The 11,616-nt window shown below is 70.7% G+C and carries 10 protein-coding genes; 7 read left to right on the top strand and 3 right to left on the bottom strand.

The features are described from left to right. Positions 1 to 3 precede the first annotated feature (3 nt). Together A6A25_RS07990 and A6A25_RS46590 are read right to left on the bottom strand one after the other, a co-directional pair. A complete protein-coding gene (locus tag A6A25_RS07990; RefSeq protein ID WP_073887275.1) occupies positions 4 to 444 on the bottom strand; it encodes a DoxX family protein in 441 nt (146 codons plus the stop codon). A 35-nt stretch (positions 445 to 479) separates the two neighbouring features. Beyond that, positions 480 to 1,250 (bottom strand): MSMEG_6728 family protein, encoded by a 771-nt coding sequence (locus tag A6A25_RS46590; RefSeq protein ID WP_073887274.1) that lies wholly within the window; start codon positions 1,248 to 1,250, stop codon positions 480 to 482. A 66-nt stretch (positions 1,251 to 1,316) separates the two neighbouring features. Here A6A25_RS46590 and A6A25_RS07980 point away from each other — a divergent pair, with 66 nt between their 5' ends. Together A6A25_RS07980 and A6A25_RS07975 are read left to right on the top strand one after the other, a co-directional pair. Beyond that, complete coding sequence (locus A6A25_RS07980) at positions 1,317 to 1,958, top strand: TetR/AcrR family transcriptional regulator (protein ID WP_073887273.1); 642 nt, start codon at positions 1,317 to 1,319, stop codon at positions 1,956 to 1,958. A 37-nt stretch (positions 1,959 to 1,995) separates the two neighbouring features. Next, entirely contained in the window at positions 1,996 to 2,628 is a 633-nt protein-coding gene (locus tag A6A25_RS07975) for a ThuA domain-containing protein (protein ID WP_198932602.1), read from the top strand. 75 nt (positions 2,629 to 2,703) lie between these two features. Here the strand turns inward: A6A25_RS07975 and A6A25_RS07970 are convergent, their stop codons facing one another. Next, positions 2,704 to 3,975 carry an ROK family transcriptional regulator gene (locus A6A25_RS07970; RefSeq protein ID WP_073887271.1) on the bottom strand — a complete coding sequence of 424 codons (1,272 nt, stop codon included), beginning with the start codon at positions 3,973 to 3,975 and terminating at the stop codon, positions 2,704 to 2,706. Positions 3,976 to 4,131: 156 nt separating this feature from the next. On the opposite strand from A6A25_RS07970, the gene A6A25_RS07965 reads away from it, so the two are divergent. The 5 genes from A6A25_RS07965 to A6A25_RS07945 are packed head-to-tail and all read left to right on the top strand — an operon-like array spanning position 4,132 to position 11,614. Then, positions 4,132 to 5,820, top strand: coding sequence for an ABC transporter substrate-binding protein (locus A6A25_RS07965; protein ID WP_083668101.1), 1,689 nt, complete (start codon positions 4,132 to 4,134; stop codon positions 5,818 to 5,820). Between the two features lie 28 nt (positions 5,821 to 5,848). Beyond that, positions 5,849 to 6,838, top strand: coding sequence for an ABC transporter permease (locus A6A25_RS07960; RefSeq protein ID WP_073887269.1), 990 nt, complete (start codon positions 5,849 to 5,851; stop codon positions 6,836 to 6,838). Between the two features lie 17 nt (positions 6,839 to 6,855). Further along, positions 6,856 to 8,682, top strand: a complete 1,827-nt coding sequence (locus A6A25_RS07955) for a dipeptide/oligopeptide/nickel ABC transporter permease/ATP-binding protein (RefSeq protein ID WP_073887268.1) — start codon at positions 6,856 to 6,858, stop codon at positions 8,680 to 8,682. Continuing rightward, entirely contained in the window at positions 8,679 to 9,551 is an 873-nt protein-coding gene (locus A6A25_RS07950) for an ABC transporter ATP-binding protein (RefSeq protein ID WP_073887267.1), read from the top strand. The genes A6A25_RS07955 and A6A25_RS07950 overlap by 4 nt, the downstream gene beginning before the upstream one ends. Continuing rightward, the gene (locus A6A25_RS07945) at positions 9,548 to 11,614 is read left to right on the top strand and encodes a glycoside hydrolase family 36 protein (RefSeq protein WP_073887266.1); all 2,067 of its coding nucleotides are present in this window, start codon (positions 9,548 to 9,550) and stop codon (positions 11,612 to 11,614) included. Before A6A25_RS07950 ends, A6A25_RS07945 begins: the two co-directional genes overlap by 4 nt. The last annotated feature ends 2 nt before the right edge of the window (positions 11,615 to 11,616 follow it).

The following is an 11,616-nucleotide window of genomic DNA, read 5'->3' as shown; positions in this document are numbered from 1 at the left end:
AGGTCAGCGGCGCAGCGCGCGCTGGACCGTGAAGGCGCCCGGGCCGAGGACCGCGAGCAGCAGGAACACCCAGCTGTAGACGGCGGCCAGCTCGCCCATGTTGTGCATCGGCAGCAGGGCCTCCGGCTGGTGCACGGTGAAGTAGGCGTAGGCCATCGCGCCGGACAGCACGAACGCCGCCGGGCGTGCGGCCAGGCCGACCAGCACCAGGGTCGCGCCGACGAGCTCGATCACGCTGCCGTACCAGCCCGGCCACGAGCCGAACGCGACCGCGGTGCCCTGGCCGTCGATACCGCCGAGGAAGCCGAGGCCCTGCAGGCCGTGCAGGCCGAACAGGAACGACACGACCACGCGGAAGGCGGCGAGCACCAGGTCGTTGCGCTTGGTGGCGGTGGAGGTGGTGGGCTGGGCGGCGGCGCGGCGGGTGTCGGTCGTGGTGGTCATCTCGGGCTCCCCTGCTCGATGGCTTCTCGCTGCTCTTACTGGGACGACGAACGGGGACCCCGCCGGATCGACACGTCCGCCGCACTTTCTGCCGGACTTTTTTCCGCGAACCTGAGCCGGAGGGTGAAACGGCTGGTCGGAGCTGGTAGGCGTTGGCCGCGGCGGAAGAAGCGGACCTGGCGCGGGTCGGCCGCCTCGGCGCGCACGGCCGCCAGGTCGGCCTCGGTGGGCGCGCGGGCGACCGACGGGCCGGGCCGGTGGTCGAGCGGCGGTGGTGGCCGGTCGTCGGCGGGCAGGGGAGGGCGGTCGACGTGGCACGCGATCAGGCCCTCGGTCTCGGGGACGTCCAGCGGGAGCACGGGCGCGGGCCAGACGTAGTCGAGGTCGTCCGGCACGTCGGGGAACAGCGGTCGGTAGTGGTCGGGGTCCTTGCGCAGGAGCGCGGACCGGTGGCTGCGGTGCAGGTCGTCGTCACCGAGCCAGGGCGGCAGGAGGCCTTCGGCCAGGCACCAGGACCACGTCGGCTCCCGGCCGCCGGTGTAGTCGAGGAGGGCGGCGCGCAGGCCGTCGCGGTGGCCCCAGCGGCGCCACTCGTCGCACACCGCCACGCCGTAGGCGACCAGCGCGGGCGTGAAGCCGCGCCACATCAGCACCGCCGGGTGCCGCTTCCAGCCGTAGGTCGGCCAGACCAGGGCGCGCAGGATCTGCAGCGTTTCGACGCGCTGCTTGCCGAGCCGCCGCGGGTCGAGCACGGCGGCGCTGCCGGCGAAGGTGGCACAGGGCAGGAACGTCTGCACACCGGCCACCTACCCACGGTGGCGGCGGTCAAGCGCGCGGCCGACAACAGACCGGTGGGCTGTTAGCCTGCGGGCGTGGAGTTCCAGCGCGCGAGGCGGCCCGAGCAGGTGGAGCAGCGGCGGCGCACGATCCTCGACACGGCGTGCGCGATGCTGCGGGAGCGGCCCGTCGCGGACATCTCGTTGCGCGAGCTGAGCGACCGGGTCGGCCTCGCGAAGTCGAACGTGCTGCGGTACTTCGACAGCCGGGAGGCGATCTTCCTGGAGGTGCTGGACCAGGAGTGGGGTGCCTGGCTGGACGAGGTGGAGGAGGCGCTGGCGTCGGTCGGCGAGGTCGAGGAGGTCGCGACGGTGGTGGCGACGTCGTTGCTGCGCCGTCGGCTGCTGTGCGAGTTGGTCAGCGGGATGGCGGGGGTGTTGGAGCGCAACATCACGGTGGAGTTCGCGCGCGTGTTCAAGCGGCGGGCGCACGCGCACACGGCCCGGCTGGCGGACCTGGTGCGGGCACGGGTGCCGGTGCTGGACGAGGCCGCGGCGCTGCACTTCGCCCGTGCCGTGCTGGTGATGACGGCAGGCCTGTGGCCTCACGCGAACCCCACGGAGGCGGTCGCGCAGGTGATGCGGGAGCTGGGCGGGCCGACGGCGGTTGAACTGGTGCGCGAGGGCCTGACCGGGGGCCTGGTGAACCAGTTGGTGGGTTTGGTCGCCCGAGCCTGACCCGGGGCTGCCGGTCGCGGCACTAGGGTTCGACACCGTGAAGGCACTCGTGGTTCGCGGTGGCTGGGCCGGGCACTCGCCGGTGGAGGCCACCGATTCGTTCCTGCCGTTCCTGCGGTCGTCGGGCTTCGCGGTCGACGTGTCGGACTCGCTGGACGTCTACGACGACCGCCTCGGTACCTACGACCTGGTCCTCCAGTGCTGGAGCGACGGGGTGCTGACCGACGAGCAGTTCGGCTGCCTGGAAGCGGCGGTGCGGGGTGGGACCGGGTTGGCCGGGTGGCACGGCGGCCTGGTGGACGCGTTCCGCCACTCCCGTGGCTACCTGCAGCTGGTCGGCGGTCAGTTCGTCGCACATCCCGGTGATTTCGTGGACCACCGGGTGGAGATCACGTCCACCCACCCGATCGTGGAGGGCATCGAGGGGTTCGAGCTGCGGACCGAGCAGTACTGGGTGCTGACCGACGGCCTCAACGACGTCCACGCGACCACGACCTTCGCCGCTGTGCCGCCCTGGCACAGTCAGCTGACCGTGCCGGCTGTGTGGACTCGTCGCTGGGGTGCCGGTCGGGTCTTCGCCTGCACGATCGGGCACCAGTTGGCCGACCTCGCCCTGCCGCCCGTCCGTTCGCTGATCGAACGCGGCCTCCTCTGGGCCACCCGCCACTGACTCCGAGAGTCCAACGCTCAGCCCGCGAGAGTCCAACGTTCGGGAGCGGTGAACTCAACGCTCACGGGCCGCCGGTCACTCACCCGAGGCGGGCAGGGCGGCGGGCTCGGAGTCGGCCAGGTTCTCCGGCAGCCTCAGCCCTTCGTGGAGCGGCACGAGTTCGGACTGCAGCACGAGGGCCGCCCCACCGATCGCGGACGCCGTGGCGGCCGAACGGGACAGCCGCACGTCCACGCCGTGCGCCGCCCGAGAGAAGAACGCCCGGTCCAGTTCGTCGCGCACCACGGGCAGGTAGACGGAGCCGGCGATGGCGAAGCTGGGCCCGGTCAGCACCAGCACCTCCAGGTCCATGATGTTGGCCAACGTCCGCGCCGCGACCGCGATGTACCGCGCCGACCGCTCCAGGATCGCCAACGCCGAAGGCTCGCCCCGCCGGGCCGCCCGGCTCACCGCCGCGAAGTCCGACGACACCGACCGCGCCCGCCCGGTCAACCCCGCCGAACCGGCCAGTGCCGCGTCCGCCCGTGCCGCCGCCACCACGGCCGCCGGTCCTGCCAGCACCTCCACGCACCCGCGTGCGCCGCACCAGCACTCCGGCCCGTCGGCGTCCACGCAGATGTGCCCGATCTCCCCGGCGTTGCCGCTGCTGCCCCGGTACGTGATGCCGTTGATGACCAGGCCCGCGCCGATGCCCGTGCCCATGTACAGCGCCGCCGAGATCGCCGTGCCGCCGATACCGCCCGACCAGTGCTCGCCCAACGCCGCCGCGGTGGCGTCGTTGTCCAGTACCACCGGCAGGTTCGTCGCCCGCTCCAGCTCCTGGTCGAGCGGGAAGTCCTCCCACTTGCGCATGGACGGCGGGGTGAGCCCCATGCCGGTGTCCGAGCTGAGCGGCCCGGGGGAGACCAGGCCAAGGCCCAGCACCCGCTTGTGGTCGACGCCGACGCCGTCGATCAGGCCCTTCACCTCGGCCGCCATCCGGGCCACCACGGTCCGCGGTTCCGCCGCGCCCGCGCCCGCCCTCGAAATGCGCGCGACGACCGATCCACCGAGATTGGTCAGCACGTAGGTGATGCCCGCGTGGTCCAGGTGCACGCCGACGGCGTACCGGGAGGAGTGGTTGAGCTGCAGCAGCACCCTGCGCTTGCCACCGGTCGACTCGGCCCGCCCGGTCTCCACGACCAGGCCCTCGTCGATGAGCTTGCGGACGACGGTCGAGATCGTGGCGCCGGTGAAGCCGGTGGCGTTGATCAGGCCGACGCGGCTGATGGTGCCCGCCGCACGGATCACGTCGAGCACGGCCGCCTTGCTGCTCGCGTGTTGCGTCGCCCGCGCCGGTCCGCTCACGTGGTCCCCCGCGTTCGTCTTAGTTCGTTCGACGGACGAAGAGTAGCAACTTGACCGGCAGATGACGCCGAGGTGTTGACTTCGTTTCTTCGATGACTTAACAATCTGCCTCAACGCGGGACCGCGGCCGGTCTCGGGCCACGAGAGGAATCGACGATGTTCCTGAAGGCAAGGCGCTTCTCACGGGCGCGCATGGCGGCGGCCGGGCTGGCCGCGGTCGCCATGCTCGCGACTGCGTGTGGCGGATCGAGCGCGGGCGGTGACGCGAACAAGGACACGCTGATCGTGTACACCGGCCAGTCCGGCGACTGGCAGCTGAACTTCAACCCGTTCTCGCCGACCATGCTCGAAGGCCCCGGCACGATCTTCGAGCCGCTGTTCTTCTTCAACAACATCCGCGACGTCGAGCCGCGCCCCCGCCTGGGCAAGAGCTTCAAGTGGAACGCCGACGGCACCCAGCTCGACATCGAGCTGCGCGACGACGCCAACTGGACCGACGGGCAGAAGTTCACCGCCAAGGACGTCGTCTTCACCCTCGACATGATCACCAAGAACCCGGCCATGAACGGCACGGGCTACAAGGGCGTCGCGACCGCCGTGGACGACACCCACGTGTCGGTCAAGTTCACCGAGCCGTCCTACATGGAGGGCCCGCAAGTCCTCGGCCGGATCTGGATGGTCCCCGAGCACAAGTGGAAGGACATCGCGACCCCGGCGACCGACGTCGTCAAGGAGCCCGTCGGCACCGGCCCGTTCATGCTGGAGGAGTTCAAGGCCCAGGCGTTCACGCTCAAGGCCAACCCCGACTACCACTCCGGCGAGCCCGCCCTGAAGAAGGTCCGCTACCTCGCGCTGTCGGGCAACCAGTCCGGTGAGGCCGCGCTGCGGGCCGGTCAGATCGACTGGCAGACCGGTCCCGTCCCGGACATCGCCAACGTCGAGAAGAACTACCCCGGCTACAAGGCGATCACCATCCCGATGAACCAGGTCGCCCTGTTCACCTGCTCGAACGCCGCCCTCGGCTGCCAGGGACCGCAGACCGACGTGGCCGTGCGCAAGGCGATCTACTACGCCATCAACCGCACCCAGATCAACTCGCTCGCGTTCGAGAACACCGCCAGCGAGGTCTCGCCCGGCGCGGCGCTCCTTGAACGGGACTCCGACCAGATCTCCTCGAAGCTCACCGAGAAGACCGCCCCGATGCAGCCCGACACGGCCAAGGCCACGCAGCTGCTGGAAGCCGCCGGCTACACCAAGGGCGCCGACGGCATCTACGCCAAGGACGGCAAGCCGCTGGCCATGACCCTGAAGGTCGTCGCCGGCTGGACCGACTACATCACCGCCGTCGACACGATGTCCCAGCAGCTGCAGCAGGCCGGCATCAAGGTCACCGCGCAGCAGGTGTCCTGGAACGAGTGGTCCGACGCGCGCGGCCGCGGCGAGTTCGAGCTGCTGATCGACTCCCTGCACCAGGGCCCGGCGCCCGACCCGTTCTACAACGCGTCCTACTTCTTCAGCACCGCGACCACGGCCAAGGTCGGCGAGGTGGCCAACCCGAACTTCTCCCGGTTCTCCAACCCGCAGGTGGACGCCGCGCTCGCCGCGCTGAAGGGCGTCGACCCCGAGGACGACGCCGCCCGCCAGCCGTACTTCGACACCATCCAGACCGAGATCGAGAAGTCGATCCCGTACATCCCGGTCCTGACCGGTGGCACCACCAGCGAGTTCAACGCCAAGAAGTTCACCGGCTGGCCCACCAAGGAAGACCTCTACTCGTTCCCGGCGGTCTGGGCGCGCCCGGAGCACTCCGAGATCTACCTGAAGCTCAAGCCGGCCGGCCAGTGAACGACTGAGTGAGGCGATAGGCGGACCGATGAGGTACTACGCCCGAAAGTTCGCGTTCTACCTGGTCGCCCTCTGGGCGGCGCTGACGCTGAACTTCTTCATCCCGAGGCTCATGCCGGGCAACCCGGTGGACATCCTCATGGCGAAGCTCGCGCAACGCGGCGGAACCGTGGACCCGTCGGCCCGCAGAGCGTACGAACTGCTGCTCGGCACGAACAGCGGCGAGTCGCTCATCCAGCAGTACTTCGCGTACCTGGGCAACATGTTCCGCGGTGACCTGGGCATCTCGGTGAGCTCGTTCCCCACACCGGTGTCCCAGATCATCGCGGAAGCCCTGCCCTGGACCCTGATGCTCGTCGGCATCGCGACGTTCCTGTCGTTCGCCCTCGGCATCGTCCTGGGTACGTTCGTCGGGTGGCGGCGCGGCACGTGGCTGGACAGCCTCGTGCCCGCCACCACCGTGCTGGCCGCCGTGCCGTACTTCTGGCTGGCGCTGATCCTGGTCGCGGTGCTGTCCTCGGCCCTGGGCTGGTTCCCGCTGCAAGGCGGCTACGACGTGGTGCTGTGGCCGGGCTGGAACGCCGAGTTCATCGGCTCGGCGATCTACTACGGCACGCTGCCCGCGCTGACCATCGTGATCTCGTCGGTCGGCGGCTGGCTGCTGGGCATGCGCAACATGATGGTGTCGGCCACCGCCGAGGACTACGTGCTGACCGCCAAGGCCAAGGGCCTGCGCGACTCCCGGATCATGATCAAGTACGCGGCCCGCAACGCGGTGCTGCCGTCCGTGGCCGGGTTCGCGATCTCGCTCGGGTTCGTGGTGGCCGGCTCCATCATCACCGAGCAGGTGTTCTCCTACCCCGGCATCGGCTCCAAGCTCCTGCAGGCCGTGCAGAACAACGACTACGCCCTCATGCAGGGCATCTTCCTGGTCATCACGGTCGCCGTGCTCGGCGCGAACCTCGTGGTCGACCTGCTCTACGCCGTCATCGACCCGCGCACCCGCGTCAGCGGCTGAGAAGGGGAACGGACACCGTGACGAATCTCAGTGCTGTCACCGTCGAGGCTCCGCGCGGGCGGGCCGGCTGGCGGTCGATGCTGCCGCGCTGGTCGCCCAAGCTCGGCGTCGGCCTCGGCCTGATCGGGGTGATCACGTTCATCGGCGTGATCGGCCCGCTGCTCGTCGGCGACCCCAACACGATCCGCGACCTGGGCCTGACCGCCCCCGGCGGCGAGTTCTGGCTCGGCACCACCCAGACCGGCCAGGACATCGTGGCCCAGCTCGCCCACGCCACCCGCGGCTCGCTCTACATCGGCCTGCTGGTCGGCGTGATGGCGACCGCCCTGTCGGCGCTGTTCGGCATCGTCGGCAGCTACATCGGCGGGTACGTCGACGAGGGCTTCTCCCTGTTCTCCAACGTGATGCTGGTGATCCCCGGCCTGCCGCTGGTGATCGTCATCTCCGCGTTCGTGCCCGCCGACCAGCGCGGCTCGTGGACCATCGCGGTGGTGCTGGCGATCACCGGCTGGGCCGCGTCGGCACGGGTGCTGCGCGCCCAGACGCTGTCGCTGCGCAACCGCGACTACGTCGCCGCCGCCAAGGTCTCCGGCGAGAAGCCGTGGCGCGTCATCACCGTCGAGATCCTGCCCAACCTGCTGCCGCTGCTGGCCTCGCAGTTCGTGTTCTCGGTGATCTACGCGATCCTCAGCGAAGCGGGCCTGTCGTTCCTCGGCCTGGGCGCGTCCAACTCGTCCACGCTCGGCACGATGCTCTACTACGCGCAGAACGGCTTCGCGCTGCAACGCGACGCCTGGTGGTGGTTCGTGCCGCCCGGCCTGGTCATCGCCCTGTTCGGCTGCGGCCTGGCGCTGGTCAACTTCAGCATCGACGAGATCATCAACCCCAAGCTCCGCGACATCCCCCGCCGCGACAAGGCGGAGGCGCAGCGCGCGCCCGAGCCCGTGAAGCGCACGGACGACGACGTGGTGCTGACCGTGAACAACCTCTCCGTCGTGTACCAGGTGGAGAAGCCGGTGCACGCGGTCAAGGACGTCTCGATCACGCTGCGGCGCGGCGAGATCCTCGGCCTGGCCGGCGAGTCCGGCTGCGGCAAGACCACCCTGGCCTACGCCGTCAACCGGCTGCACCGGCCACCCGCCGAGGTGACCACCGGCTCGGTCACGTTCCACGACCGCGAGGGCGGCGACATCGACGTGCTCGCGCTGACCCCGGGCGAACTGCGGGCGTTCCGCTGGTCGAAGCTGTCCATGGTGTTCCAGGGCGCGATGAACGCGCTCAACCCCGTCCTCACGGTCCGGGCGCAGCTGGACGACGTGCTCACCACCCACCGCCCGGAGATGACCAAGGCGCAGCGCAAGGCCAAGTGCGAGGAAGTCCTCAAGCTGGTCGGCGTGGACGTGAGGCGGCTCAGCTCCTTCCCGCACGAGCTGTCCGGCGGCATGCGGCAACGCGTCATGATCGCCATGGCCCTGCTGCTCGACCCCCAGGTCATGATCATGGACGAGCCGACGACCGCGCTGGACGTGGTCGTGCAACGCGGCATCCTGCGGGAGATCCTGCGGCTGCGCGACGAGATCGGCTTCGCCGTCCTGTTCATCACCCACGACCTGCCGCTGCTGCTCGAACTCGCCGACCGCATCGCCGTGATGAAGGAGGGCGAGGTGGTCGAGTACGCCACCGCCCAGGACATGTTCGAACAGCCCGCGCACCCCTACACCCGTCGGCTGCTCGACTCGTTCCCCAGCCTGACCGGCGAACGCGGCTCGTTCGTCCGCTCCGGCGAGGAGATGACGCCGGTCGAGAAGTCCGGCGAGCCCACTTCGCCCGGAGGTGTCCGATGACCACGCTGGAAGCTCGCGACCTGGTCAAGGACTTCCACGTCCGGGTCGGCCTGCGCCGGGTCCGGCTGCGCGCGGTGGACAACGTGTCGTTCACCCTCACCCCCGGCCGCACGGTCGCCCTCGTCGGCGAGTCGGGCTCCGGGAAGTCGACCATCGCCAGGATGATCGCCCGGCTGGAGAAGCCCAGCGCCGGCGCCATCACCCTGACCGACCCGGACGGGCGCCGCGTGCCGGACCGGCAGTACCGCGACAACGTCCAGATGGTGTTCCAGGACCCGTTCGCCTCGCTGAACCCGTTCCACACCATCGAGCACCACCTGGCCCGGCCGTTGAAGCTGCACGGCAAGCCGCACGGCTGGGAAGAGGTCGTCCAGCTGCTCGAACGCGTGTCCCTGCCCGGCCGCGACATCGCCGGACGACGGCCGCACGAGCTGTCCGGCGGCCAGCGGCAGCGCGTCGCGATCGCGCGGGCCCTGGCACCGGGCGCGAAGGTCGTGGTCGCCGACGAACCGGTGTCCATGCTGGACGTCTCGATCCGGCTCGGCGTGCTCAACCTCATGGCCCGGCTGCAGCGCGAGGAGAACCTCGCCGTCCTCTACATCACCCACGACCTGGCCACCGCGCGGCACTTCTCCGACGACATCCTCGTGCTCTACAAGGGGCGCGTGGTCGAACGGGGACCAGCCGACGAGGTGATCCTCAACCCGCAGCACCCGTACACCAAGATCCTGGCCTCCGCCGCGCCGAACCCCGAAGCACGCGGCCGTGCCGTCGAGATCGACCCGGCGGACGTGGAACGCGCCGGCGCCGCCGCCGCGTACGACCACGACACCGGGGCGTGGGAGGAAATCGGGGAAGTCGCCAAATGACCGTGACCTGGTCCACGGGCGCGATCCGGCTCGTGTTCGCCCACGCCGAGGACCGGCCGGTCAGCCTGGTCTCGTTGCGGCCCGGCGGCCCGACGGAGGGTGCCGGCGTGCCGCTGGTCGAGGTGCAGGCCCTCGGCCACGGCCGGTTCCCCGGCAGTCACCGCTACGCCGACACCACGATCGGCGCGCGGCTGCGGTACCGCTCGCACGTGGCATCCGTGGACGAGCTGCGGATCGTGCAGCACGACCCGGTGAGCGGGCTCGTGGTGACGTCGGCGTTCCAGGGCGTGGCCGGTGTGCCCGCGGTGCGCACGTGGACCCAGGTCGACGTCGAAGGCGAAGGCTCGGTGTGCCTGCAGGCGGTGACGTCGCTGTCCACCGGGGCGTTCCTGGTGGACGCGGGCCGTTCGGTGGACGAGCTGGACCTCGTGCACGGCGACTCGGACTGGGTCGCCGAGTCGCGCTGGCACCGCACGCCGTTGCGCGAAGCCGGCCTGGTGTCGATGGACCCGACCGTGCACCACCACGCCTCACGCAGCCGGTTCGCGCTGACGTCGCGCAGTTCGTGGTCGACCGGGGAGCACCTGCCGTGCGGCGTGCTGGTCGCGCGGGACGACAGCTGGGCGCTCGCCTGGCAGGTCGAGCACAACGGCGCGTGGCACTGGGAGGTCGGCGAGACGGTCGCGGGCGCGTACGTGGCCGTGCTGGGGCCCGCGGACGCCGAGCACCAGTGGTCGCGGGTGGTGTCGGCGGGGGACGGCTTCACCACCGTGCCCGTCTCGGTGGCCGTCGTCGAGGGTGGCGTGGACGAGGCGTTCGGTGCGTTGACGCGGCAGCGCCGGGCCACGTTGCGCAACCGGCGTGCCCTCGAGCTGCCGGTGATCTTCAACGACTACATGAACACCCTCATGGGCGACCCGACCACGGAGAAGCTGCTGCCGTTGATCGACGCCGCCGCCGAGGTGGGCGCGGACTACTTCTGCGTCGACGCCGGGTGGTACGACGAGGACGGCAAGTGGTGGGACAGCGTCGGCGAGTGGCGGCCGTCGCGGACCAGGTTCCCCGGCGGGTTCGGCGAGGTGACCGACCGGATCCGCGAACGCGGGATGGTGCCGGGCATCTGGCTGGAGCCCGAGGTCGTCGGCGTGCGGTCGGCACTGGCCCGGTCGTTGCCGGGAGAGGCGTTCTTCCAGCGGCAGGGCGCCCGGGTCGGCGAGCACGGCCGGTTCCACCTCGACTTCCGGCACCCCGCGGCGGTGCGCCACGTGGACGAGGTGGTCGACCGGCTGGTCGGGGAGTTCGGCGTCGGGTACATCAAGCTGGACTACAACATCATGCCCGGCGCGGGCACCGACGTCGGCGGCGTGGCGCCCGGTGAGGGCCTGCTCGGGCACAACCGCGCGCACCTGGCGTGGCTGGACGCGGTGCTGGCGCGGCATCCCGACCTGCTGCTGGAGAACTGCGCGTCCGGTGCGATGCGGATGGACTACGCGATGCTGTCGCGGCTGCACCTGCAGTCCACTTCGGACCAGCAGAACCCGTTGCTGTACCCGCCGATCGCCGCCGCCGCGCCCGCTTCGGTGCTGCCGGAGCAGGCCGGGAACTGGGCTTACGCGCAGCCCGGGATGACGCCCTCGGAGGCCGCGTTCACCCTGGCGACCGGCGTGCTGGGCCGCCTGTACCTGGCGGGTCGGGTCGACTTGATGGACGCGGCGCAGCGGGCCCTGGTGCGCGAGGCGGTGACCGTCCACAAGGGACTTCGGCCGGAGATCGCCGCCTCGGTCCCGTTCTGGCCGTTGGGCTTGACCAACCGCACGGGCCCCTGGGTGGCGCAGGGCTTGCGTGCGGCGGCGAACAGCTACCTGACCGTGTGGCGCCTGCCCGACGCGCCACCGTCCGTGGACCTGCCCGTGCCGCACCTGCGGGGGCAGGACGTCACGGTGGCCCCGGTGTTCCCGGCGGGGTCACCCGAGTGGGCGTTCGAGTGGCACGCGGCCGGCGGCGTGCTGCGCGCGACCTACCGCGGGGCACACCCGTCGGCGGTCGTGGTGCGCCTGGCTTGACC

It is taken from the genome of Saccharothrix sp. CB00851 (assembly GCF_001905065.1).
In the GTDB taxonomy this organism is placed as follows: domain Bacteria; phylum Actinomycetota; class Actinomycetes; order Mycobacteriales; family Pseudonocardiaceae; genus Actinosynnema.
This window is presented reverse-complemented; position numbering and strand designations above follow the sequence as displayed.